This window comes from Bradyrhizobium sp. WYCCWR15520, from assembly GCF_056174665.1.
In genome coordinates this window covers 47988-68626 of record NZ_JBWBWM010000020.1, presented here as the reverse complement: position 1 = coordinate 68626, position 20639 = coordinate 47988, and the positions used below count along the sequence as shown (strand labels likewise).

Here is a 20639-nt window from a genome sequence, read left to right as displayed (position 1 = left end):
GGTCCAGAGGCCGTCCCAACGCCGTCTCCAAGTCAGGCCGCGACAAGGTGACGTCTGGTATTCGGATCACGATTGCAAGTGGCTGCCGATTGACCATTTTTCATCAGGCTGTGGGCCGTTGTGACGCTATTCCGGTGAAACTCGCTTGAGCTCGCCAGCTTTTGCCGAGGAAAATTTGCTATCATCATTGCTCAGAGGCAGGTCAGTGTTGTTGACCACGCGATAAAAGTTCGTGATCAAGGTATTTCGGTCCTTCTGTGTAATTACGAACGCCCATGTTTCGACCCAAACCCCGTCATTGTCCTCGCCTGAGTCAATCGCAGAAACGATCATATTGGTCGCGACTCGGTCGATCTTGAATTTCCCTGGCTTGGCTTCAACGGTGAAGTCTTCACCAGTGAACACTTGAGGCCCCTCGTCTCGAATGATCATACGGATTGGGAGAGGCTTATCAGACGCGAACAACCCGGGACCGCTGACAGGACCAAGACTGCCCTCCCACGTGCCATTTGCACGGCCAAAGTCTTGGGCTTGGCCCGGCGTAGGGATCGAGAGGGTCCATGCGATGACAAGAGCGCCGACCAGCAAGAATAGCCCACGCGCAATATGCATTCCTTGCTCCCTCTCTGCTTTTCGCAGCAATCCGCTTGGCTTTATCGCTAACAACTTTTAGGCGAGTCGCCGTTACGGACTACTTAAGGACACCGCTCAAGTGCCGTTGATCCCATCGACCCAAAAGAAAGCCCTGGGCACCAAGTGCCCTTGCCCATGATTCGCTGAAATGCGGTCTCTTTGATCCGCTGACCGGGTCCGCAATACCACCGGGCCCTCGTGCGCACCGACCTCAGGGATTTCCCGACGGCTTCGGCCGGCCGCTCGCCGCGAACGCCGCCTCGATGCGTGCATAGCCGTCGCTCGCGGCAGGCATCCGCGGGTCGAGCCCGCGCGCGATTCGGAAATCGTCGAGTGCTTCCGGCAGCCGGCCGAGCTTCTCGTGGCTTTGCGCGCGCTCGACATAGAGGCCGGCCTGCATGGGCGCGTTGCGGATCGCGAGCGTGAAGTCGTCGAGTGCCTTGTCGTGCGCGCCACGCTCGCGAAACATGCCGCCGCGCTGCACATAGGGGCCGACCATGCGCGGGTCGAGGCGGATCGCCTCGCTGAAATCCCTGGTGGCGCCATCGAGATTGCCGCCGGCGCGCCGCAGGATGCCGCGGGCCTCGTAGGCCTCGGCATGTCTGGGATCGAGGCGGATCGCCTCGTCGAAGTCGGCCGCCGCGCGTTCGCGCTGGCCGGCGGCGAGCGCAATCGTGCCGCGCGTGACCCGCGCCTCGGCCGACTTCGGATCGAGCCGCACGCCTTCCTCGGCTTCGGCGAGCGGATCGCCGGGCGCTTTCATCAAGGCGAGGACGACGGCACGGCGGCTGTGCGCGATGGCGAGGCCGGGCTCGAGCTTGATCGCCTGATCGAGGTCGGCGAGCGCGCGCTCGGCGTTGCCGCCTTTGTGCAGCAGGCTGTCGGCCCGCTGGACATAGAACACGGCGAAGTAGGGCTGGATCGCGATCGCCGCGGCGGCGTCGGCGATGGCGCGGTCGTGATCGCGCTTGCGGCGGTGGCTCGCCGCCCGCGCAATCTTGTAGAACGGATCGCCTGGATCCATCGCGATCGCCTGGTTGAGATCCCTGAGCGCGCCCTCGTCGTCGCCCTTCGCCTGATAGGCCTTGCCGCGCGCGGCGTAATGGCTTGCACGCCGCGCGTCGCGGCGGATCAGTTCGCTCAGGTCGGCGATGGCGCGATCGTGGTTGCCGAGCTTCTGGCAGGCCGCGGCCCGTTCGAGCAAAGCCTGTGTCTCACGCGGTTCGAGCCGGATCACCTCGCCAAAATCGACGATCGCTGAATCGAGTTCGCCCATGGCGGCGAGATGGCGTCCGCGCGCCATGTAAACCTTGGCGAGGTCGTGGGTCTTGAATTGCCGGCCGAGCGGCAGGATTTTTGTAATCAGGACGACGCGCGAGCAGGCGCTGACGGCTTCAGGGCCGCCGTCACCGGCCGTGCAGGCCGCGAAGTCGTCGGATGGCGAGCAGGCGGCGAGGCCGAGGGCAAGCCCGAGCAGCAATATGACGTCGCGAACCACAGCCTCACCTCGATGCCAATTCGGCGAGGATTTGGTCGCTACGCAGGCGCGCCGGGTTCGAGGTCGCCGGGCCGCTGTGTCCGCGGGCGGATTTTTTCTGAAGCGTGAGCCAGCCCGCGACCGCAGTGACGCGATAGATCTGCGGGCTATGCCGCCGGATCCGGATCGTGCTCCGACGTATGTCCGTCCCGACCGCGGCTGAACACGCCATAGTCGCTGGATTTCATCCCGTTGCCGTTTGCCGTCGCAACCGTCAGCCCCAGCTTCAACAGCTCGCGCACCGCAGCGGCGCGGGTCGGCATGCGGTGCCTGAAGCGGAAATCATCGATCACGGTCAGTTCCTCGGGGGAGAGCATCACCTGGAGCCGTTCACCGCGGGTATCAGCCATGGCAAGAGGTGCTGATTGAGGAAATTGAGCAGGGTTGTCCAATTGAGCCGCTTACTCAACGCGCGTCGTTGCAGCCGGTTCCATCAAACCCCGTTCCGACTTCAAATTAGCTAAATACATCAGTAAAAACAGTATTTTAGCGATTGATTTACGGTTAGCCCAGGCGCATGATCTGGCCCCTGGAGTACGGCCATGACAGAGCGCATCAAGCTGCCGCGTAAGCTGTCCGAAGAGCAGGAATGTCCGCCGCCGCGACGACCGAGCCACGCCAAGGTCATCGAGAATCTTGACCGCTGGGCCAATAGTCCGGAGCTGCAGCCGCCGACATTGTCCGACAAGAAGGCCGCTCCTCCGAATGCCCCTAAATAAGGCCTGCCACGCCGTCGCGACCGCGTCGCGCCAAGGCCGGGGAATGCACGTCCCGCGTGCAAAAATCCCGGCGAGGCCGCAAATTCCCGCCCTATAAGCCACGCCCAGCCGCTCGCCTCCCGCGGCTCGGAGCGCTAGTGTTCCGTCGAATCGACCAGAGACACGAGGCTTTCCTTCATGACCATTCGCCTGCATCGCGGCGATCTGCCCGATCTGTCCCGCTACAAGGATTCGGTGGCGATCGATACCGAGACCATGGGGCTCAACCCGCATCGCGACCGGCTCTGCGTGGTGCAGATGTCGAACGGCGACGGCAGCGCCGATGTCATCCAGATCCCGAAGGGCCACACCGATGCGCCGAACCTGAAGGCGCTGCTGGCCAATCCGGCCATCACGAAAATCTTTCACTTCGCCCGCTTCGATCTCGCCGTGCTCTACAACACCTTTGGCGTGATGCCGCAGCCGGTCTACTGCACCAAGATCGCCTCGCGGCTGACTCGCACCTATACCGACCGACATGGCCTGAAGGATCTGGTGCGCGAACTGCTCAACATCGATCTGTCGAAGCAGCAACAGTCGAGCGACTGGGGATCGGCGAGCCTCAGCGAGGCGCAGCTCGCTTATGCCGCCTCCGACGTGCTGCACCTGCACGCCTTGCGCGAGCGGCTCGATGCCGTGCTGGCGCGCGAGGGGCGCAATGAACTGGCGCAGGCCTGTTTCGACTTCCTGCCGACCCGGGCCAAGCTCGATCTCGGCGGCTGGGAGGCCGAGGACATCTTCGCGCATTCGTGACCGAGACCATTTGAAGCGCCGCGGAGCCCGCTTCCGCCCCGTTTCGGTCACACTGATCGCGAGTGTCCGGGCTGCATAATCCCGCGATTGCGGGTAGAATGACGCTTTCTTGGGCGTCTTAGCGTCCCTTGGAGCCGCGGTGAACTCGATACAGAATCCAGCCTATGCCACCGGAATGGAGGCCCGCTTTGCGGCGGCCGCCCGCCATAGCCGGATGGTGCGGATGCTGCGGGTTGCGGTTCCCACGGCCGTGGCGCTGGCAATGGCCGTCGTCATCTACATCGCCATCTTCAACCCGTTCAAGATTACGGAGCTGGCGAAGCTGCCCGTCGACATCAGCAATCTCGTGGTGTCAGGCACCAAGATCACGATGGAAACGCCGCACCTCGCCGGCTTCTCCACCGATCAGCGCCCTTACGAATTGTGGGCCAAGGCGGCGGTCCAGGATCTGGCCAACCCCGACCACGTCGAGCTCAGGACGTTGCGGGCCAAGGTCATGATGGAGGACAAGAGCACGGTGACGATGGACGCCCGCACCGGATTTTTCGACAGCAAGCAGCAGATGCTGGACCTGCGCAAGGATATCTTCCTGCAATCCTCCACCGGCTATGAGGCGAAGCTGTCGCAGGCCTATGTCGATATCAACAAGGGTTCGGTGACGTCGGACGAGCATGTCGACGTCAAATTGCTGAACGGGACGCTGACCGCCGACCGGCTGAGGATCATCAACAGCGGCGAGGTCGTGCGTTTCGAAGGCAATGTCGTGATGAACCTGATCATGGAAAGCCCTCCGGCGCCTGAGCCCGAACCGGAGCCTGCGCCGCCGCCCAAGACGCGGTCCGTTACCGGCAAGTCGGCCAACACGAAATGAAATTTATGATGCAGTTGTTCTCGCGCAGTTTTGCGGCAGCCGCGCTTGCGCTCGCCTTGACCGCCTCCGGTAACGTCTTCGCGCAAGGCGCGATGTCAGGCGTGCCGAATGCGATGCAGGGCTTTTCGCAAAACCGCGATCAGCCGATTCAGATCGAGGCGGCCTCGCTCGAGATGCGCGACAAGAAAAAGGAGGCGACCTTCGCCGGCAACGTGAAGGTCGTGCAGGGCGACACCACCATGACCTCGAAGTCGCTGGTGGTGTTTTACGATTCCGGCTCGGATCAGGCCGCGCCGCAACCCGCCGCACCGAAGGGATCGAAATCCGGATCGATGCAGTCTGCGACTCCCGGACCCGGCGGCAGCTCGTCGATCCGCCGGCTGGAAGCCAAGGGCTCCGTCGTGGTGACGCAGAAGGATCAGGTCGTGACCGGCGAGACCGCGATCTTCGACACCCGGGCCAACCTCATCACCATGGTGGGTGGCGTGGTGTTGACCCAGTGCAAGAACGTGCTCCGCGGCGACCGCCTCAAGGTCGACATGACCACCGGCGTGTCGCGGGTCGAATCCGACAGCGGCAAAGTGCAGGGCATGTTCATCCAGGGTGAGAATTGCGGGTCCGGCTCAGGTGGGGCGAAGCAGGCGCCGGTTGCCATACCGTCGCTGATCCCCGGCAAAAAATAAGATAGATCAGTGCTTTAAAGATTCTTATGGGCGCGGATGGTTGAAGCTTGAGGTGCGAGCCTGTATCTACTGGCAGGGCGCACGGCGGGGTGTTTCGCTGGGCAGGGGACATCCATTCATTCATGGTTCGCGGGCGTAGCGATTCGCCGGCGGGCGCGTCGCGGTATCACCGTGAAAGGCTTAAGCGAAGCGGAATGGTGGATTTACTCGGCATGTTCCGTCGACGCCCCGCGAAACGCGGCGCACCTGGCTTTGCGCGCTCGCGCGAGGACATCACGGCGCTCGGCGATTCCTTCGGTGACATGATGACGAGCCCGGTGCGCGATGCGCCGCCGATGGCGCGTGCCGCCTCACTGCCCGGGCTGGACTTGCCGCAGTCCGAGCCCGACGTCGAACCGCCGCGCGAAGAGCGGCCACGTTCGCGGGCTCAGGCGCCGCGGCCCAAGTCCAACGTCAAGGCCAATGGCGGCGAAGCGCCACGCCTGATCAAGCGGCCCGGCTTTCTTGCGGTGCATAGCGTGGAAAAGAGTTTCGGCACGCGCCAGGTCGTGCGCGGCGTCAGCATCTATGTCCGCCGCGGCGAGGCGGTCGGCCTGCTCGGTCCGAACGGCGCCGGCAAGACCACGGTGTTCTACATGATCACCGGCCTGATCAAGGCGGACCGCGGCGCCATCGAACTCGACGGCCACGACGTGACGAAACTGCCGATGTATCAGCGCGCGCGGCTCGGCATCGGTTACCTGCCGCAGGAAGCCTCGATCTTCCGCGGCCTGACCGTCGAACAGAATATCCGCGCCGTGCTCGAGGTCGTCGAGCCCAACCGCAAGAAGCGTGAGGCCGAACTCAACTCGCTGCTCGATGAGTTCAACATCACCCGCTTGCGCAAATCGCCGTCGATCGCGCTGTCGGGCGGCGAGCGGCGCCGCGTCGAAATTGCACGCGCACTGGCGACGCGTCCGAACTACATGCTGCTCGACGAGCCCTTTGCCGGCATCGATCCCATCGCGGTCGGCGACATTCAGGACCTGGTCCGCCACCTCACCAACCGCGGCATCGGCGTCCTGATCACCGACCACAATGTGCGCGAAACACTCGGCCTGACCGACCGCGCCTATATCGTCTATGCCGGGCAGATCCTGACCGAGGGCAGTCCGGAAGAGATCGTCAACGATCCGGATGTACGCCGCCTTTACCTTGGCGAGGAATTCCGGCTGTAGTGCGTGCGCCTTGTGAATGCGCGGACGGTTTGGCGTTAAGATATTGCGCTTATTCAGAAAACCGCGGAGTATCCCGGCCCGAAATCGGCTTTCGCCGTTGCCGATCGCGCCATAGCCCGTTTTTTGCATCCGTCAAGACGTGTACAAGGGCTTTGGACTAATATAAGCAAGAATCGGACCAACTTTCAGTGGATCGGTTCTTGACCTCATGGCGCTGACGCAGAGATTAGAGTTCCGCCAGTCGCAGTCGCTGGTGATGACGCCGCAATTGATGCAGGCGATCAAGCTGCTGCAATTGTCGAATCTCGACCTGTCGGCCTTCGTCGAGGAGGAGCTGGAGCGTAATCCGCTCCTGGATCGCGCCAGCGACGGCCCCGAACCCCCGGTTGCAGGCGAACCGGCCGCCGAGGGGGCCGAGTTCTCCGATTCCGGCAGCTATGGCGAGGATGGCGGCGGCGATGCCTCCGATATGGGCACCAGCCCGGGGAGCGAGGCCTTCGAGCCCGGCCAGGAGGACTGGTTGAACAGCGACCTCGGCAGCCGCACCGAGATCGAGCAGACCCTCGACACCCCCCTCGACAATGTCTTTCCCGAGGAGCCCGCGGAAGCCGCCGCGCGCGCCGCGCAGGATGCAGCACCCACCGCCTACACCGAATGGGGCGGCGGCGCCTCCAACGACGACGACTACAATCTGGAAGCCTTCGTTGCCGCCGAGGTGACACTCGGCAGCCACCTCGCCGAACAGCTCGCGGTTGCGTTCTCTGCGCCGGCGCAGCGCATGATCGGACAATATCTGATCGACCTTGTCGACGATGCGGGCTACCTGCCGCCGGATCTTGGGCAGGCGACCGAACGCCTCGGCGCCTCGCAGGCCGACGTCGATGCCGTGCTCTCCGTACTGCAGAAGTTCGATCCGCCCGGCGTCTGCGCGCGGAATTTGAGCGAGTGTCTTGCGATCCAGCTCCGCGAACTCAACCGCTACGACCCTGCGATGCAGGCGCTGGTGGAAAATCTCGACCTGCTCGCGCGGCGCGACATTGCCGCTTTACGCAAATTGTGCGGCGTCGACGATGAAGACATCACCGACATGATCGGCGAGATCCGGCGTCTCGATCCGAAGCCCGGCCTCAAATTCGGCTCGGCACGGACGCAGACCATGGTGCCCGACGTCTATGTGCGGCCGGGCCCGGACGGCGGATGGCATGTCGAGCTCAACAGCGACACCTTGCCGCGCGTGCTGGTCAATCAGGTCTATTACACCGAGCTGTCGAAGACGATCCGCAAGGACGGCGACAAATCCTACTTCAGCGACTGCCTGCAGAACGCGACCTGGCTGGTCCGCGCGCTCGATCAGCGCGCCCGCACCATTCTGAAGGTCGCCGCCGAAATCGTCCGCCAGCAGGATGGCTTCTTCACCCATGGCGTCGCGCATTTGCGGCCGCTGAATCTGAAAGCGGTGGCGGACGCGATCCAGATGCACGAATCGACGGTCTCGCGAGTGACCGCCAACAAATATATGGCGACCAATCGCGGCAGCTTCGAACTGAAATATTTCTTCACTGCCTCGATCGCGTCGGCCGATGGCGGCGAGGCGCATTCGGCGGAGGCGGTCCGTCACCACATCAAGCAATTGATCGACGCGGAAGCCCCGAGCGCGATCCTCTCCGATGACACGATCGTGGAACGATTGCGCGAATCCGGCATTGATATTGCCCGCCGCACGGTCGCGAAATACCGCGAGGCCATGCGTATTCCTTCCTCGGTCCAGCGCCGCCGTGACAAACAGAGCATGCTCGGTAACGCCCTTTCCGCTCCCGCCACCTCCTCCGACCGGTCCCGCGACACGGCCCCAGCCTGATTGCGTTCGCGTCAGATCGCGATAGTCTCAGTTCCCCCAAGCCGGCCCGGGAAGACCAGAATAGTCGAGCCATCAAGCGAGGCATCAAATGACCCTTCGAATCTCCGGCAAAAGCATCAGCGTCGGCGAGGCGCTTCGTTCGCGCGTCAGCGAGCGCACCGATGAGGTTTTGAGGAAATATTTCGACGGCAACTATTCCGGCCACATCACGCTGAGCAAGGATGGCTTCGGCTTCCGCACCGATTGCGCGCTGCACCTTGATTCGGGGATTACGCTGGAGGCCGATTCCAACGCCACCGACGCCTATGCCAGCGCCGACCAGGCGCTGTTGATGATCGAGAAGCGCCTGCGCCGCTACAAGAGCCGGCTCAAGGACCGCTCGGCCCGCAAGGCCTATGCGGCCTCCGCGGCGCTGGCGGAGATCGACACCCCGTCGCTGGACGCGCCAAGCTATGTGATCGAGGCGCCGGCCGAAGGCGACGAGGAGGTCACCTCCTACAGCCCCGTCATCATTGCCGAGGCGACCACGTCGCTGAAACGGCTTTCGGTCAGCGAGGCGGTCATGGAACTCGACCTGACCGGGGCCTCCTGCATCGTATTCCAGCACGGGTCCAGCGGCCGGGTGAACATCATTTACCGTCGCACGGACGGCAATGTCGGCTGGGTCGACCCCCCGGCGGTTACCCCATGACATATATGGCGAGCCGCATTGACGCCCCGGGCCACCCTCCCTATGGTCCGCCGCCCCTAACGATGGCAGTGCAGGAACCCGCATCCGGGAGTTGGCACCGGCCAAGCGTTGGAGTAGAAGCCCAGCAAATCGGGACCCGGACTAACCCCGCCTCCCGTCTCATCTTCTTGACGCCCCGGTTCTAGAACCTATCTCGCAACCTGACGGTTAATTCACCTCGGAACGCCCCATGACGATTACCGATCTGGTCGCACCCGAGGCGATTCTCCCCGCGTTGAAGGTCATCAGCAAGAAGCAGGCGCTGCAGGAACTCGCGGCGCGCGCTTCCGCCCTGACCGGCCAGAACGAACGCTCGGTGTTCGAGGTGCTGTTGCAGCGGGAGAAGCTCGGCACCACCGCCGTCGGCTACGGCGTCGCCATTCCGCACGGCAAACTGCCGAAACTGGAAAAGCTGTTCGGGCTGTTCGCCCGGCTCGAGCGCCCGATCGATTTTGAGGCGATGGACGGCCAGCCGGTCGACCTGATCTTCCTGCTGCTGGCCCCGGAAGGCGCGGGCGCCGATCATCTGAAGGCGCTGGCGCGAATCGCCCGCCTGCTGCGTGACGTTGACGTCGCCAAGAAGCTGCGCGCCTCGCGCGACGCCCAGGCGATCTATTCGGTGCTGGCGCTGCCGCCGGCGAGCGCGGCCTAGTTCCCTCCTGGGAATGACGATTCTCCTTTTGGTAGAGAACGGGTTAAACGCAATTTTAAGCTAAATAGCGGTTATTTCGGGTGCTGGGATTTTCCATTTTGCCCGGAGAACATTGCCATGACGCTGCGGCTGACGATTTCGCGCGCGATATTGATTTTCGGATTGGTTACCGCCTTGGGGCTCGGTGCCGTAATTGCCACCAGTGTTTACGGACTGTCACAGCTCAAGGTCGGCGGCCCGCTCTATAACCAGATCAAGCTCGGCAACGATCTCATTGCCGACATCCTGCCGCCGCCGGAATATGTCATCGAAGCCTATCTCGAGGCGACCCTCGTGCTGCACGATCCGGCGAAGCTTGCGGGCCATCGCGACCGTATTGCGCAGCTCAAGAAGGAATATGACGAGCGGCGCGATTTCTGGGTCAAATCCGATCTTGACCCCGTGTTGAAGACGAAGCTGGTCGACAAATCCGACGGCGAAGTGAAACGCTTCTGGACCGCGATCCAGGAGGGCCTGTTGCCCGCGCTCGCCAAAGGCGACAGCGCTGCAGCTGCGAAATCCTATGCCGAGATCACGGCGCGTTACACCGCGCACCGCGCCATCATCGACGATATCGTCAAGCAGACCAACGACCAGAATGCGGCGACCGAAGTCGCGGCGACGGAGCGCGTCAGCACCTTCACGTGGGTGCTGTGGGGCGTCTCTGCCGTGGTGTTCCTTATCATCGGCGCCGGCATTTTCGGCGTGGCCTTCGGTGTCATTCGTCCGATCGCGCAAATGACTTCCGTCATGAAAGGGCTTGCCGGCGGCGATCTCGCTGTCTCGGTCCCGGCGCTCAGCCGCGATGACGAAGTGGGCGCGATGGCACGCGCGGTTCAGGTGTTCAAGGACAACGCGCTGCGCGTTCAGTCGATGGAATCGGAGCAGGCGAACCTGAAACAGAAGGCGGAAGGCGACCGCAAGGCCGCGATGCAGCAGATGGCTGACGGATTCGATGCCGCGATCGGAAAAATCATCCAGAACGTGTCGACCGCCTCGTCCGAACTCGAATCGTCGGCCGGACAATTGACCAAGACCGCCGAAGTGACCCAGGTGCTTTCGGCAACCGTTGCCTCCGCATCGGAGCAATCCTCGGCCAACGCGCAATCCGCCGCAGCCGCCGCGGAAGAGATGGCGTCATCGGTGTCGGAGATCAGCCGCCGGGTGCAGGACTCGCACAAGATATCGTGCGAGGCGGTCAGCCAGGTCGAGCAGACCAATGCGCGCATCGCCGACCTCGCCCAATCCGCCAGCCGGATCGGCGAAGTGGTCAAGATGATCAGCGCGGTCGCGGAGCAGACCAATCTGTTGGCGCTGAACGCCACGATCGAGGCGGCGCGGGCCGGCGAGGCGGGACGCGGATTTGCGGTTGTCGCCTCCGAGGTCAAGGCGCTGGCCGCGCAGACGGCAAAAGCGACCGAGGAGATCAGCGAGCAGATCGGCCAGATGCAGTCGGCGACCAATCAGTCGGTGTCGGCGATCCAGGAAATCGGCGGCACGATCGGCCGCATCGCGGAAATCTCGCAGGCGATCGCAGCAGCCGTGGAAGAGCAGGGCGCCACGACGCAGGAAATCTCGCGCAACGTGCAGCAGGCGGCGCAGGGCGCCACCCAGGTCGCGGGCAGCATCACCGACGTCAACCGCGGCGCGACCGACACCGGCGCGGCCTCGACGCATGTGCACGGGCTGGCCCGCTCGCTGCTCGGACAGAGCAATCATCTCAAGGGCGAGGTGGAGAAATTCCTCTCCACCGTTCGCGCGGCGTAAGAGACGCAAAAATACCAAAAAAATACGCGGGCCGGTCCTGGAGGACGCGCCCGCGTATGATGAACTTTCGTTGCGGCCTCAATCGGCCATCACGGCAGCGCTTCTTGGCGGCCGCCGCGCGACTGAAGCAGCACGTGCTGCTTCAGCGACAGCGGCAAACGCCGCGTCAATGCACGCTGACGGCCTGAAGCTCGTTGCTCCATGCGTTGGCGATCGCAGCTTCCCGGCTGTCGGTCAGCATGATCGGGGTGCCGTCGGCGGCATGCAGCGCGAACAGTTTCAGCCCTGGCGCGATTTTCGGCGCCTGCGGAAACAGTCCCGGCACATCCTCGGAACGGACTTGTTTCACGTAAGCGATGTGGCCTTCACCTAGATGGGCCAGCGCTTCAACGGAAACCTTTTCGGATTCGAACGTCACACTCACGTCACTCATGGTCTCGACTCCTTCTGGGTCTAAGCGGTCGAGTCCGCTACTTGTTCCATTATTCGTGCTCATTGATAGCTATTGTCTTAACGACCCTTTCAGGCTCCGGCCTGGCAAGATCGATCGACAGCAGCCCGTTCTTCAGATCCGCGCCCAGCACCAGCATCCCCTCCGCCAGCACGAAGGTACGCTGGAAGTGGCGCGCGGCGATGCCGCGATGGATGTATTGCCGGGCCTTGTCGTCCTGCTGGCGGCCCCGGATCACGAGCTGGTTTTCCTCAGTGGTCACATCGAGTTGGTCGCGGGTAAAACCCGCCACCGCCAGCGTGATGCGCAACCGTTCGGGCTGGCCGTTGGCACGGTCGCACCGCTCGATGTTGTAGGGAGGATAACCGTCGGCGCCTTTGACGACGCGATCGAGCGCACGCTCGATTTCGTCGAACCCAAGCAGGAACGGACTGGATAACGAAGGAACACGAGACATCACAAAGTCCTCTCGAAGCGACTTTGAGGGGCCCTTGCGGCACCCCATTCAACCGGCCGGCCGACTTGCCGTCCGGTCAAGGAACAATATGGGGGTGATTTGGGGAGTGTTCAAGCACCTCTGAAAGCTGCGTAAATCGGCCGCGGCGGGTACTTTCGCGCCCCGGGGTGACAACCTCAACCCACCCGCTTCCGTCCATCGGCGGTAAAGAGATGCAGCTTGTCGCTAGCCGCCACCACCCTGATTCGCTCGCCGATGGCGGGGCCGACGGCGCCGGGAATCCGCACGATGATTTCGCCCGGCGGCAGCTCGCCCGGGGTGGCGGCGACGCCCTGCTCCTCCTTCTGCCTTGTGCCGTAGACGAAGGTTTCGGCGCCGACGCGCTCGATCGCTTCCACGGTGAGGCCGAGCGCGACGCCGCCGGTTACCGTCTCGTTCGTGATGACGAAATCCTCGGGCCGGATGCCCAAGATGCCGGCTTCGCCAATGCGGGCATCATTGACCAGTTGCGATTTCAGTTCGTCCGAGCGCAGCGGCATCAGATTCATCGGCGGGGCGCCGATGAAGGAGGCGACGAAGGTGGTCGCCGGCTTCTGGTAGATCTCCAGCGGATTGCCGATCTGCTCGACCTGGCCGCCATTCATGACCACGAGGATATCGGCCAGCGTCATCGCCTCGAGCTGGTCGTGGGTGACGTAGATCGAGGTCGTCGAAAGGCGGCGCTGCAATTTGCGGATTTCGACCCGCATCGCGATACGCAGCTTGGCGTCGAGGTTAGACAGCGGCTCGTCGAACAGAAACACTTTCGGCTGCCGCACGATGGCGCGGCCCATCGCCACGCGCTGGCGCTGGCCGCCGGACAATTGCCGCGGCTTGCGGTCGAGCATTGCCGAAAGTTCGAGGATGCGGGCGGCTTCCGTGACGCGCGTCTTGATCTCGGGCTCGGGCATGCGGCGGTTGCGCAGGCCGTAGGCCATGTTGTTGTAGACGCTCATATGCGGATAGAGCGCGTAGTTCTGGAACACCATCGCGATGTCGCGGTCGGCGGGTTCGATCTGGTTGACGACGCGCCCGCCGATATCGATCTCGCCGCCGGTGATGGTCTCCAGCCCCGCCACCATGCGCAAGAGCGTGGACTTGCCGCAGCCGGACGGGCCGACCAGCACGCAGAACTGGCCATCGCCGACCTCGAAATCGATGCCCTTGATGGCCTCGAAGCCACCAAGGTAGGTTTTGCGGACGTTGCGGAGGGTTACATTAGCCATCGAGTTTTCTCAGCGAATAGCGAATAGTGAGTAGCGAATAGGGAAGAGAGCGCGCCGGCGAGGGGAATGACCCCTATTCGCTACTGGCCATTCGCTATTCGCCATTCACTTTTCCGTCTGGACCAGGCCGCGCACGAACAGCCGCTGCATGAAGATGACCACCGCAACGGGCGGCAGCATCGCAAGGACCGTCGTCGCCATCGCGAGCTGCCATTCGGCAAGCTCATCGGTGGTCACAAGCATCTTCTTGATGCCGATCACGATGGTCTGCATCGAATCCTGCGTGGTGATCAGAAGCGGCCAGAGATATTGATTCCAGCCATAGATGAACTGGATCACGAACAGTGCCGCCATGGTCGTGACCGACAGCGGCAGCAGCGTATCCCAGAAGAAGCGGAACGGGCCGGCTCCGTCGATCCGCGAAGCTTCCAGCAGTTCATCGGGCACGGTCATGAAGAATTGCCGGAACAGGAGCGTGCCGGTGGCGGACGCGATCAGCGGCAGGATCAGCCCGGCATAGGTGTCGAGCATGCGCAAGTCGGCGACCACCTTGTAGGTCGGGTAGATGCGCACTTCGACCGGCAGCATCAGCGTGATGAAGATGATCCAGAACGCGGTCTTGCGAAACGGAAAGCGGAAATACACGACTGCGTAAGCGGACAGGATCGAGATGAAAATTTTTCCCACCGCAATGCCGATCGCCGAGACAAAGGAATTGATCAGCATGTTGGCGACCGGCTCGCGGCTGGTTCGCGAGCCGCCGACAAAGATGGCTCGGTAGTAGTTTTCCAGCGTTTGGCTGCCGGGCGTTGCCGGCATATGGCCACCGACCACGGTCGCGGCGTCGTGGGTCGAGGCGATCAGCGCGAGATAGACCGGAAAGGCGACGATGAGCACGCCCAGCGTCAGGATGGCGTAGGCGATGAAGTCACTCAGCGGACGGTGCTCGACCATCAGTACTGCACCTTGCGTTCGACATAGCGGAACTGGACCGCGGTCAGCGCGATCACGATGACCATCAGCACGACCGATTGCGCGGCCGAGCCGCCGAGGTCGCCGCCGAGACGGCCATCGGCGTAGACCTTGTAGACCATGGTGGTGGTGGCGCCGGCAGGTCCGCCGCCGGTGACGGCGTCGATGATGCCGAACGTGTCGAAGAAGACGTAGACGATGTTAACCACAAGCAGGAAGAACGTCGTCGGCGACAGCAGCGGGAAGACGATGGTCCAGAAGCGGCGCATCGGACGGGCGCCGTCGATGGCGCCGGCCTCGATCACGCTCCTCGGGATCGCCTGCAGGCCGGCCAGGAAGAACAGAAAATTGTAGGAGATCTGCTTCCACACCGACGCCATCACCACCAGGGTCATGGCGTGGTTGCCGTTGAGCAGCGGATTCCAGTCAATCCCCATGCCGCGCAGCGGGCGGGAGAGCATGCCGAGCGAGGGCTGGAACATGAAGAACCAGAGCACGCCGGCCACCGCCGGCGCCACCGCATAGGGCCAGATCATCAGCGTCTTGTAAGGGCCGCCCGCCTTGAGATTCTTGTCGGCTTGCGTCGCGAACAGCAGCGCGATGGACAACGAGAGTCCGGCGACCAGCGTCGAGAAGATCACCGTCGTCAGCATCGCCTTGTAGTATTCCGGCTGAGCGAACAGCGCCTGATAGTTTTCCAGCCCGACGAACTCGGAGACGAGGCCGAACGCGTCCTCGCGCAGGAAGGATTGCCAGATCGCCTGGCTTGCGGGCCAATAGAAGAAGACAACCGTGATGACGAGCTGCGGTAGCAGCAGCAGATAAGGCAGCAGGCGGTTGTTGAAGACGGTGGACTTTTCCATTCAGGCGTCGCGGTCTGCCGGGTGATGCAAGCGCCCCTCCCGGGTCACGGGAGGGAGCGCCGGTAGTGAGCCTTCAGATCGCTTACTTTGCAGTCTTCTCGAAGGTACGCAACATTGCGTTGCCGCGAGAGACGGCCGCGTCGAGCGCTTCCTTGGCGGTCTTCTTGCCGTCGAGGGCTGCCTCGATCTCCTCGGCCCAGAGGTCGCGCATCTGCACCATGTTGCCGAAGCGCAGGCCGCGGGAATTCTCGGTCGGCTCCTTGTTGGTGAGCTCCTTCAACGGGGTCTGCAGGACCGGGTTCTTCTCATAGAAGCCTTCCTTGATCGACTTCTCGTAGGCCGCCTTGGTGATCGGCAGGTAGCCGGACTCCTGGTGCAGCTTGGCCTGGCGGCCGGTGTCCGACAGGAAGGTGAAGAACTTGGCGACGCCCTTGTAATCTTCCGGCTTCTTGCCGCCCATCACCCACAGCGAAGCGCCGCCGATGATCGAGTTCTGCGGCGCGCCGGCGACGTCCGGATAGTACGGCATCGGCGCGGAGGTGAAGTCGAACTTAGCGGTGGCCTTCACGGTGCCATAGTAGCCCGACGAGGTCAGGAAGATTGCGCATTCGCCGGAAGAGAAGCGCGCCTCATTGGCGCTGGTGCGACCGCCATAGCTGTAGGTCTTGTCCTTCTGCAGGTCGACGAGGTTTTGCAGATGCTTGACGTGCAGCGGCGAGTTGAACTTCAGCTCGGTGTCGAAGCCGTCGAGGCCGTTGGCCTTGGTGCCGATCGGCACGTTGTGCCAGGCCGAGAACTGCTCGATATGCGCCCAGCTTGCCCATGCGTTGGAGAAGCCGCAGGTGTCGTGGCCGGCGGCCTTGAGCTTCTTGGCGGCGTCGAACACCTCCGGCCAGGTCTTCGGGATATCGGCGACGCCGGCCTTCTTCAGTTCATCCTTGTTGATCCACATCACCATGGAGGACGAGTTGAAAGGAAACGACAGCATGTCGCCCTTCGAGGTCGAGTAATAGCCGGTGATGGTGGGCAGGTACGCCTTGGGGTCGAACGGCTCGCCGGCGTCCTTCATCAGCTGGTAGACCGGCTTGATGGCGCCGGTCGCGCCCATCATGGTGGCGGTGCCGACCTCGAACACCTGGATGATGTGCGGCGCGTTGCCGGCGCGGAACGCGGCGATGCCGGCGTTCATCGTGTCGGGGTAATTGCCCTTGTAGGAAGGCACGACCTTGTAGTCGGCCTGGCTGGCATTGAATTCCTCGGCAAGCCTGTTGACGACGTCATTGTTGGCGCCGGTCATGGCGTGCCACCACTGGATCTCGGTCACAGCGTGGGCAGGCGTTGCGAGCGCCAGCGCAACAGTCACTGCCGCCGCTGCGCTGAATTGTCGAAGTGCCATGGAATTCCTCCGGGTTGGGGTCGTCACCTTCGTTTCGCGCGATAACAGCGCTGGATGACGTGCAAATGACCCTATAAGCGAAAGGATGGTAGGGGGAAAGCGGGCGCGGAGGGAAGCCGGAAAATAGGCGAAGGGGACGTTTACGCCTGCGGCGAATAGCGATGACGTGCCCCGGGCGCTGCGGAGCAGCGTTGCACGCTGCCGCGCCCGGGACACGAGAGCGTCAGCGCTTGCGGTCCGAGCCGCAGACCGCGCCCTTGGCGACCAGCGCCGCGATCTCGTCTTTGGAATAGCCGAACTCGCCGAGCACCTCTGATGTGTGCTGGCTGAATTTCGGCGGCGTACGGCGCAGGCTCGGCTTGGTCCGCTCCAGCCGGATCGGGGAGGCGACGCCCTTGTACCAGTCCTTTTCGATGATATCGCCGCGATGCAGCGTATGAGGATTGGTCAGCGCCTGGTCGATCTTTTGCACCGGACCGGCCGGCAGGCCGGCGGCCAGCAGGCGATTGCAGAGCGGCTCGGCCTCGTGCTGGCTGAACACGGCAGCAAGCTCGGCGCGCAATGCGTCGCGGTTGGCAATCCGGTCCTTGTTGCGAGCAAAGCGCGGATCGGTACCGAGCTCGGGCTTGCCGATTTCCTTGGCGAGCTTGCGGAAGGTGCCGTCATTACCGACGCCGATGAAGATGTTGTCGGTTTTGGTCGGGAAGATCGCATACGGCACTAGGTTCGGGTGCTCGTTGCCGGTCAGGCCCGGTGGCTTACCATGCATGAAATAATTCGCGGTATGTGGATGCATGATCGCGAGGCCGGTTTCATACAGCGTGGTTTCTAGAAACTGTCCCAAACCGGAACGCTGCCGCTCCGACAGCGCCATCAGGATGCCGATCGCCGCATAAAGCCCGGTGGTGATGTCGACCAGCGGAACGCCGATTCGCATCGGGCCGCTTTCGGGCGAGCCGGTCGCCGCGATCATGCCGGTCATGGCCTGGATGATCGCGTCATAGCCGGGATTGCCGCCGCGCGGGCCGTCGGCGCCGAAGCCGGAAATCCGGCAATGCACCAGCTTTGGAAATTTCGCGCGCAGCACGTCGTTGCCGATGCCCCATTTGTCGAGCGTGCCCGGCTTGAAATTCTCGATCAGGACGTCGGCGGTCTCCAGCAACTTCATCAGCACGGCGCGCCCGCCTTCGGAAGCGAGGTCGAGCCCGATCGAGCGCTTGTTGCGGTTGATGCCGACGAAATAGGCCGCGTCCTCATCATGGAAAGGAGGGCCCCAGTCGCGCACCTCGTCGCCGGCCGGCGGTTCAACCTTGATCACGTCGGCGCCGTGGTCGGCGAGGATTTGCGTGCAATAGGGGCCGCCGAGCACGCGCGTCAGGTCGATCACGCGCAGGCCGGTCATTGCGCCGGTAGAACTCATGGAGAAAACCTTCGCTCAGGATGAGAATGGAGGTCCTGAGCTAGCGGTCTTCAGGCGCGGCGGCAATGGCGTCGCGCGCACAGCCGCATGACGCGGTAGCAACCTCGCAAAAATTCCGCGGGGCGAACGGCCCGTCGATAGCAGCGGCGGGCCGTCCGGATCGTGTTGTCAGACGACGGCCGGTCGTTATACGACCGCCAGGCGGACATCCACATTGCCGCGGGTGGCGTTGGAGTAGGGGCACACCTGGTGCGCCTTCGCCACCAGCGCTTCCGCTTCCGCCTTGGGAACGCCGGGGAGCGAGACGGCGAGATCGATGTCGAGGCCAAAGCCGCCTTCCGAACGCGGGCCGATGCCGACGGTGGAGGTCACGGTCGCGTCCGCGGGCACCTTCGGACCGCCCTGGGAAGCGACGAACTTCATCGCACCGATGAAGCAGGCGGCATAGCCGGCCGCGAACAACTGCTCGGGATTGTTGCCGGCGCCACCGCCGCCGCCGAGCTCCTTCGGGGTCGCGAGCTTGACGTCGAGCGCGCCGTCGAGGGTGGCGGCAGTGCCGTCACGGCCGCCGGTGGCTTTGGCGCTGGTCTTGTAGAGCACGTTCACGGACATGGTGATCTCCCTTGGGTCTGCCGTTTCGATGGCCTATGTATTGCACACAATTAGATTGTGCGCAATATAAAATATTGCGGGCGGCACAATTTGATTGTATGCAATTGAAATCAAGCGTTTAGGTTCCCAAATCAGCGCCCGGGCGCTGCCCGTTAACGAGGTCGTGATGGCCAGGAAATCTTCGGCGGACCTTCCGCTCCGGCTCCATAATCAAATCTGCTTCGCGGTGTATTCCACCGCGCACGCGTTCAATCGCGTCTACAAGCCGCTGCTCGACAAGCTCGGCCTGACCTATCCGCAATATCTCGTCATGCTGGTGCTGTGGGAGCGCGACGGCGTGCCGGTGAAGGATATCGGCGAACGGCTGTTCCTGGATTCCGGCACGCTGACGCCGCTGCTCAAACGGCTGGAGGCCGCCGACCTAATCAAGCGAACCCGCAGCACCGAGGACGAGCGGCAGGTGCTGATCGCGTTGACGATCAAGGGCGAGTCGCTCAGGGAAAAAGCGAGAGCCGTGCCGCAATCGATTCTGGCGGCGTCAGCCTGCTCGGTTGGCGAACTCGTCTCGATGAAGAACGAGATCGTCGCGCTGCGCGACCGGCTGAATGCGGTGCTTGGGGAGTAGGGGGGCGGTTAGAGGCGCTTCTTGGCGAAGGCGCGGCCGGACGCCGACTTCAGATACCTTTCGAAGGCGAACGCCTGCGCCGCATTGCTGAAGGCCACGTAAGTCTTGATCCTCCACGGTCCATGCTTCGATGTGTGCGGGACTTCACCAGCATTGTGCTTGGCCAGTCGCGCACGTAGGTCATCGGTAATTCCAACGTAGAAATGTAGCGAGTCGAGACTTTCGAGAATGTAGACGTACTTCATGGCGGATCGCCCCCGCCGTCCAGCCTACACTCGACCGATAGGCTTGCCGAGGCCCGGCTTCGCCCTTCGGGCTACGCCGCGGCAGCCTTCGCTTGCTTCGCTACGATGGAGCTCGGCTGGCTTGCCGAGCCGTAGCTTGCGAAGCAAGCGAAGGCTGGTGGAGCCAGGCGGGATCGAACCGCCGACCTCTTGCATGCCATGCAAGCGCTCTCCCAGCTGAGCTATGGCCCCTTAAGAATCGCGCGCCTCAAATTCGGCGTGCGGGCATGTCCCTGAACCACAGTTCAGGGACGATCTCAAGTCTCTTCATCACCTCCGACGTCGCCGATGATGTCGGTAACGTCTTCATCGCCTTCTTCCTCGTCCGGAATGAAGGTGGAATCGTCGTCGTCATCGTCCTCGATGGTCTCGTCGATCTCGATGTCGTCTTCCGATTCGGGAACCACGGCCTTGACCTTGCCGGTGTTCTCCTCGGCATCGGCCTCCTCGAGCGAGACCAACTCTTCGGCCTCGGCGGGCTCCGGCATGTCGGCAGCGGTGGTCGCGGCGGCAGCGGCGCGTGCGGCATCGCCACGGGCGGCCCGGGGCGGCGCAATCGGCGCAATCGGCACGACCTCGCCAGTGTAGGGCGAAATCACCGGGTTCTTGTTCAGGTCGTAGAATTTCTTACCCGTCGTCGGGCAAATACGTTTGGTTCCGAGATCGGATTTAGCCACGTGTGGATCCTGGGAAATTCTGAAAAACGGTGCTTCACTTGGCTAGTTGAGGGGCTGGTGTCAATAGCAGTTTGTCGCATTTGACGGCAGCGTGACGTGCTGGGGCCCATGTGATACTG

23 protein-coding genes and 1 tRNA gene are annotated in these 20639 nt (G+C 62.9%); 10 read left to right on the top strand and 14 right to left on the bottom strand.

The window, feature by feature from the left end:
• Window positions 1-126: 126 nt before the first annotated feature.
• The 3 genes from AC0QUY_RS23095 to AC0QUY_RS23085 all read right to left on the bottom strand — a co-directional run bounded on the left by AC0QUY_RS23095 (window position 127) and on the right by AC0QUY_RS23085 (window position 2520).
• Window positions 127-612 carry a hypothetical protein gene (locus tag AC0QUY_RS23095; protein WP_475388521.1) on the bottom strand — a complete coding sequence of 162 codons (486 nt, stop codon included), beginning with the start codon at window positions 610-612 and terminating at the stop codon, window positions 127-129.
• A 232-nt stretch (window positions 613-844) separates the two neighbouring features.
• A complete protein-coding gene (locus AC0QUY_RS23090; RefSeq protein ID WP_475388520.1) occupies window positions 845-2131 on the bottom strand; it encodes a tetratricopeptide repeat protein in 1287 nt (428 codons plus the stop codon).
• A 146-nt stretch (window positions 2132-2277) separates the two neighbouring features.
• Entirely contained in the window at window positions 2278-2520 is a 243-nt protein-coding gene (locus tag AC0QUY_RS23085) for a hypothetical protein (protein WP_161851057.1), read from the bottom strand.
• A 192-nt stretch (window positions 2521-2712) separates the two neighbouring features.
• Here AC0QUY_RS23085 and AC0QUY_RS23080 point away from each other — a divergent pair, with 192 nt between their 5' ends.
• The 9 genes from AC0QUY_RS23080 (at window position 2713) to AC0QUY_RS23040 (ending at window position 11498) form a co-directional block, all read left to right on the top strand.
• The gene (locus AC0QUY_RS23080) at window positions 2713-2889 is read left to right on the top strand and encodes a hypothetical protein (RefSeq protein ID WP_475388519.1); all 177 of its coding nucleotides are present in this window, start codon (window positions 2713-2715) and stop codon (window positions 2887-2889) included.
• Window positions 2890-3066: 177 nt separating this feature from the next.
• Complete coding sequence (locus AC0QUY_RS23075; RefSeq protein ID WP_161851058.1) at window positions 3067-3681, top strand: ribonuclease D; 615 nt, start codon at window positions 3067-3069, stop codon at window positions 3679-3681.
• A gap of 139 nt (window positions 3682-3820) precedes the next feature.
• Entirely contained in the window at window positions 3821-4552 is a 732-nt protein-coding gene (gene lptC, locus AC0QUY_RS23070; RefSeq protein ID WP_202639217.1) for an LPS export ABC transporter periplasmic protein LptC, read from the top strand.
• 5 nt (window positions 4553-4557) lie between these two features.
• Window positions 4558-5235: an LptA/OstA family protein gene (locus AC0QUY_RS23065; RefSeq protein ID WP_246738661.1), complete on the top strand. Its 678-nt coding sequence runs from the start codon at window positions 4558-4560 to the stop codon at window positions 5233-5235.
• A 194-nt stretch (window positions 5236-5429) separates the two neighbouring features.
• Window positions 5430-6452, top strand: coding sequence for an LPS export ABC transporter ATP-binding protein (gene lptB, locus AC0QUY_RS23060; protein WP_161851060.1), 1023 nt, complete (start codon window positions 5430-5432; stop codon window positions 6450-6452).
• A 208-nt stretch (window positions 6453-6660) separates the two neighbouring features.
• Window positions 6661-8310, top strand: a complete 1650-nt coding sequence (gene rpoN, locus AC0QUY_RS23055) for an RNA polymerase factor sigma-54 (RefSeq protein ID WP_475388518.1) — start codon at window positions 6661-6663, stop codon at window positions 8308-8310.
• Window positions 8311-8398: 88 nt separating this feature from the next.
• On the top strand, window positions 8399-9001 hold the full coding sequence (gene hpf, locus AC0QUY_RS23050) for a ribosome hibernation-promoting factor, HPF/YfiA family (protein ID WP_161851062.1): 603 nt from the start codon (window positions 8399-8401) through the stop codon (window positions 8999-9001).
• 229 nt (window positions 9002-9230) lie between these two features.
• On the top strand, window positions 9231-9692 hold the full coding sequence (ptsN, locus tag AC0QUY_RS23045; RefSeq protein WP_057839165.1) for a PTS IIA-like nitrogen regulatory protein PtsN: 462 nt from the start codon (window positions 9231-9233) through the stop codon (window positions 9690-9692).
• 117 nt (window positions 9693-9809) lie between these two features.
• Window positions 9810-11498: a methyl-accepting chemotaxis protein gene (locus tag AC0QUY_RS23040; RefSeq protein WP_475388517.1), complete on the top strand. Its 1689-nt coding sequence runs from the start codon at window positions 9810-9812 to the stop codon at window positions 11496-11498.
• A 166-nt stretch (window positions 11499-11664) separates the two neighbouring features.
• Here the strand turns inward: AC0QUY_RS23040 and AC0QUY_RS23035 are convergent, their stop codons facing one another.
• The 8 genes from AC0QUY_RS23035 to AC0QUY_RS23000 form a co-directional block, all read right to left on the bottom strand.
• On the bottom strand, window positions 11665-11931 hold the full coding sequence (locus AC0QUY_RS23035; protein WP_028347912.1) for a BQ00720 family protein: 267 nt from the start codon (window positions 11929-11931) through the stop codon (window positions 11665-11667).
• A 49-nt stretch (window positions 11932-11980) separates the two neighbouring features.
• Window positions 11981-12406 carry an Hsp20 family protein gene (locus tag AC0QUY_RS23030; RefSeq protein ID WP_057839164.1) on the bottom strand — a complete coding sequence of 142 codons (426 nt, stop codon included), beginning with the start codon at window positions 12404-12406 and terminating at the stop codon, window positions 11981-11983.
• Window positions 12407-12582: 176 nt separating this feature from the next.
• Window positions 12583-13671, bottom strand: a complete 1089-nt coding sequence (locus AC0QUY_RS23025; RefSeq protein WP_475388516.1) for a sn-glycerol-3-phosphate import ATP-binding protein UgpC — start codon at window positions 13669-13671, stop codon at window positions 12583-12585.
• Window positions 13672-13776: 105 nt separating this feature from the next.
• Window positions 13777-14625 carry a sn-glycerol-3-phosphate ABC transporter permease UgpE gene (ugpE, locus tag AC0QUY_RS23020; protein WP_161851064.1) on the bottom strand — a complete coding sequence of 283 codons (849 nt, stop codon included), beginning with the start codon at window positions 14623-14625 and terminating at the stop codon, window positions 13777-13779.
• Window positions 14625-15506, bottom strand: coding sequence for a sn-glycerol-3-phosphate ABC transporter permease UgpA (gene ugpA / locus AC0QUY_RS23015; RefSeq protein ID WP_475388515.1), 882 nt, complete (start codon window positions 15504-15506; stop codon window positions 14625-14627). The genes ugpE and ugpA overlap by 1 nt, the downstream gene beginning before the upstream one ends.
• Window positions 15507-15588: 82 nt before the next feature.
• Window positions 15589-16902: a sn-glycerol-3-phosphate ABC transporter substrate-binding protein UgpB gene (ugpB, locus tag AC0QUY_RS23010; RefSeq protein WP_161851066.1), complete on the bottom strand. Its 1314-nt coding sequence runs from the start codon at window positions 16900-16902 to the stop codon at window positions 15589-15591.
• A gap of 223 nt (window positions 16903-17125) precedes the next feature.
• Window positions 17126-18322: a CaiB/BaiF CoA transferase family protein gene (locus AC0QUY_RS23005; protein WP_161851067.1), complete on the bottom strand. Its 1197-nt coding sequence runs from the start codon at window positions 18320-18322 to the stop codon at window positions 17126-17128.
• A 186-nt stretch (window positions 18323-18508) separates the two neighbouring features.
• Complete coding sequence (locus AC0QUY_RS23000; RefSeq protein ID WP_161851068.1) at window positions 18509-18934, bottom strand: organic hydroperoxide resistance protein; 426 nt, start codon at window positions 18932-18934, stop codon at window positions 18509-18511.
• Window positions 18935-19100: 166 nt separating this feature from the next.
• On the opposite strand from AC0QUY_RS23000, the gene AC0QUY_RS22995 reads away from it, so the two are divergent.
• Complete coding sequence (locus tag AC0QUY_RS22995) at window positions 19101-19559, top strand: MarR family winged helix-turn-helix transcriptional regulator (RefSeq protein WP_475388514.1); 459 nt, start codon at window positions 19101-19103, stop codon at window positions 19557-19559.
• Between the two features lie 8 nt (window positions 19560-19567).
• Here AC0QUY_RS22995 and AC0QUY_RS22990 read toward each other — a convergent pair whose 3' ends face one another.
• The 3 genes from AC0QUY_RS22990 to AC0QUY_RS22980 all read right to left on the bottom strand — a co-directional run bounded on the left by AC0QUY_RS22990 (window position 19568) and on the right by AC0QUY_RS22980 (window position 20520).
• Window positions 19568-19804: a GIY-YIG nuclease family protein gene (locus AC0QUY_RS22990; protein ID WP_475388512.1), complete on the bottom strand. Its 237-nt coding sequence runs from the start codon at window positions 19802-19804 to the stop codon at window positions 19568-19570.
• Window positions 19805-19959: 155 nt separating this feature from the next.
• A tRNA-Ala gene (locus AC0QUY_RS22985) sits at window positions 19960-20035 on the bottom strand.
• Window positions 20036-20100: 65 nt separating this feature from the next.
• A complete protein-coding gene (locus AC0QUY_RS22980) occupies window positions 20101-20520 on the bottom strand; it encodes a TIGR02300 family protein (RefSeq protein WP_161851071.1) in 420 nt (139 codons plus the stop codon).
• Window positions 20521-20639: the final 119 nt, after the last annotated feature.

What these genes read in the sequence shown, in the direction of transcription:
- AC0QUY_RS23095 (WP_475388521.1), bottom strand. Translation starts at nt 612, where the DNA reads ATGCATATTGCGCGTGGGCTATTCTTGCTGGTCGGCGCTCTTGTCATC.
- AC0QUY_RS23085 (WP_161851057.1), bottom strand. Translation starts at nt 2,520, where the DNA reads ATGGCTGATACCCGCGGTGAACGGCTCCAGGTGATGCTCTCCCCCGAG.
- AC0QUY_RS23080 (WP_475388519.1), top strand. Translation starts at nt 2,713, where the DNA reads ATGACAGAGCGCATCAAGCTGCCGCGTAAGCTGTCCGAAGAGCAGGAA.
- AC0QUY_RS23075 (WP_161851058.1), top strand. Translation starts at nt 3,067, where the DNA reads ATGACCATTCGCCTGCATCGCGGCGATCTGCCCGATCTGTCCCGCTAC.
- AC0QUY_RS23065 (WP_246738661.1), top strand. Translation starts at nt 4,558, where the DNA reads ATGATGCAGTTGTTCTCGCGCAGTTTTGCGGCAGCCGCGCTTGCGCTC.
- lptB (WP_161851060.1), top strand. Translation starts at nt 5,430, where the DNA reads ATGGTGGATTTACTCGGCATGTTCCGTCGACGCCCCGCGAAACGCGGC.
- rpoN (WP_475388518.1), top strand. Translation starts at nt 6,661, where the DNA reads ATGGCGCTGACGCAGAGATTAGAGTTCCGCCAGTCGCAGTCGCTGGTG.
- hpf (WP_161851062.1), top strand. Translation starts at nt 8,399, where the DNA reads ATGACCCTTCGAATCTCCGGCAAAAGCATCAGCGTCGGCGAGGCGCTT.
- ptsN (WP_057839165.1), top strand. Translation starts at nt 9,231, where the DNA reads ATGACGATTACCGATCTGGTCGCACCCGAGGCGATTCTCCCCGCGTTG.
- AC0QUY_RS23040 (WP_475388517.1), top strand. Translation starts at nt 9,810, where the DNA reads ATGACGCTGCGGCTGACGATTTCGCGCGCGATATTGATTTTCGGATTG.
- AC0QUY_RS23035 (WP_028347912.1), bottom strand. Translation starts at nt 11,931, where the DNA reads ATGAGTGACGTGAGTGTGACGTTCGAATCCGAAAAGGTTTCCGTTGAA.
- AC0QUY_RS23030 (WP_057839164.1), bottom strand. Translation starts at nt 12,406, where the DNA reads ATGTCTCGTGTTCCTTCGTTATCCAGTCCGTTCCTGCTTGGGTTCGAC.
- AC0QUY_RS23025 (WP_475388516.1), bottom strand. Translation starts at nt 13,671, where the DNA reads ATGGCTAATGTAACCCTCCGCAACGTCCGCAAAACCTACCTTGGTGGC.
- ugpE (WP_161851064.1), bottom strand. Translation starts at nt 14,625, where the DNA reads ATGGTCGAGCACCGTCCGCTGAGTGACTTCATCGCCTACGCCATCCTG.
- ugpA (WP_475388515.1), bottom strand. Translation starts at nt 15,506, where the DNA reads ATGGAAAAGTCCACCGTCTTCAACAACCGCCTGCTGCCTTATCTGCTG.
- ugpB (WP_161851066.1), bottom strand. Translation starts at nt 16,902, where the DNA reads ATGGCACTTCGACAATTCAGCGCAGCGGCGGCAGTGACTGTTGCGCTG.
- AC0QUY_RS23005 (WP_161851067.1), bottom strand. Translation starts at nt 18,322, where the DNA reads ATGAGTTCTACCGGCGCAATGACCGGCCTGCGCGTGATCGACCTGACG.
- AC0QUY_RS23000 (WP_161851068.1), bottom strand. Translation starts at nt 18,934, where the DNA reads ATGTCCGTGAACGTGCTCTACAAGACCAGCGCCAAAGCCACCGGCGGC.
- AC0QUY_RS22995 (WP_475388514.1), top strand. Translation starts at nt 19,101, where the DNA reads ATGGCCAGGAAATCTTCGGCGGACCTTCCGCTCCGGCTCCATAATCAA.
- AC0QUY_RS22990 (WP_475388512.1), bottom strand. Translation starts at nt 19,804, where the DNA reads ATGAAGTACGTCTACATTCTCGAAAGTCTCGACTCGCTACATTTCTAC.